2 rRNA genes are annotated in these 364 nt (G+C 42.1%); both read left to right on the top strand.

The window, feature by feature from the left end:
• Positions 1-99, top strand: a 23S ribosomal RNA gene (locus AC1DCY_RS28005); the annotation flags it as partial.
• Positions 100-219: 120 nt separating this feature from the next.
• Positions 220-335: ribosomal RNA gene (gene rrf, locus AC1DCY_RS28000) — 5S ribosomal RNA — on the top strand.
• Positions 336-364 lie beyond the last annotated feature (29 nt).

The following is a 364-nucleotide window of genomic DNA, read 5'->3' as shown; positions in this document are numbered from 1 at the left end:
AAGTAAGATCCCTCAAAGACGATGAGGTAGATAGGTTCGAGGTGGAAGTGTGGTGACACATGGAGCTGACGAATACTAATCGATCGAGGACTTAACCAAAAAAGTTTGAAACATTCAATGCACCGTTTATCCAGTTTTGAAAGAACAAGAAAGTTTTTTCAAAAAAAAGCTTGCAATTATAACGAAAATGWGTTATAATAAATCTTGTCTTTWAAATAGTCTAGTGATGATGGCAAAGAGGTCACACCCGTTCCCATACCGAACACGGAAGTTAAGCTCTTTAGCGCCGATGGTAGTTGGGGGCTTCCCCCTGTGAGAGTAGGACRTCGCTAGGCATAATACCCAGGAGGATTAGCTCAGCTGC

The organism is Lysinibacillus sp. 10T31 (genome assembly GCF_056394365.1).
The sequence above is the reverse complement of the archived record's forward strand: the minus strand, read 5'-3'. Positions and strand labels throughout refer to the sequence as shown.